Raw genomic sequence first — 1,097 nt, forward strand, 5'->3', positions numbered from 1 at the left:
AAGACATACTCATCTGCCTCAGGTGGTTCTGGGGGCTGCTTTTGGTTGGTCGATACCCATGGCTTTTGCGGCTCAGAGCGGAGCCCTGGGAAACATCGTCTGGCTGATGTTTCTGGCCAATCTTTTCTGGACGGTGGCTTACGATACTCAATACGCCATGGTGGATCGAGACGATGATCTGAAAGTAGGCATCAAGTCCACTGCTATTCTGTTTGGTGAGATGGATAACCTGATCGTAGGTAGCCTGCAAGTGCTTACTCTGCTAACTCTCGCCATGGTAGGCCATCAGCTGGAGTTGGGCGTTCTGTACTTTCTCTCACTGATCGCTGTTGCAGCCCTTTTCGTTTATCAGCAATGGTTAACTCGTCGTCGTGAGCGTGAGGCCTGCTTTAAGGCATTTCTTAACAACCACTGGGCTGGAGCCATTGTCTTTGTCGGGTTTGTGGTGAGCTATCTTTGATATGCAATGCGGTTTGAAATCCTAGTGGTATGTACCGGCATAAATGGCTAAAAACCATGTCCTGCGAGCTCTTAAGCAATATTTTTGTTTTCAGAGTCTGGTGGCAGTCTGGGGTGTGTCATCTGTCTGTAACATTTCAAAGGTGTAATGTCCGGTGTATAGTGCGGTTGATCAAAGTAACGAGAAGCAGCTCTGAGCGATCAAAACAGCTCTGAGCGATCAAAAAGACATTACCCTTCCGGTAAAGACCCAACGAGCTGCTGCTGACAGATGCCAGAAAGTCACCGCCGAAATCGAATCGACAGATAACAGGTAGAGATTAATGCCAGGAAAGACCATTCTGATCGTAGATGACGAAGCACCGATTCGCGAAATGGTGACTGTTGCTCTGGAAATGGCAGGGTATGATTGTCTTGAGGCAGCTGATGCGAAAGAAGCGCACTCTCTGATCGTGGATAACAAACCAGATTTGATCCTGCTGGACTGGATGTTGCCCGATGTCTCCGGCATAGAACTGGCTCGTCGTCTAAAGCGCAACGAGCTGACTTCTGAAATCCCCATCGTCATGTTGACGGCCAAAGGTGAAGAAGACCACAAAATCCAGGGACTCGAGACCGGAGCCGATGACTATATCACC

General features: G+C 49.0%; 2 protein-coding genes. Both read left to right on the plus strand.

Annotation, left to right across the window (positions count from 1 at the left end; genetic code table 11):
- On the plus strand, positions 1-460 hold a 460-nt coding region (locus KDK18_RS12260; protein WP_257255209.1), incomplete at its 5' end, for a 4-hydroxybenzoate octaprenyltransferase.
- A gap of 322 nt (positions 461-782) precedes the next feature.
- The coding region (locus tag KDK18_RS12265) for a response regulator (protein WP_257255210.1) at positions 783-1,097 on the plus strand (315 nt) is incomplete at its 3' end.

This window comes from Endozoicomonas sp. SESOKO3 (genome assembly GCF_024606255.1).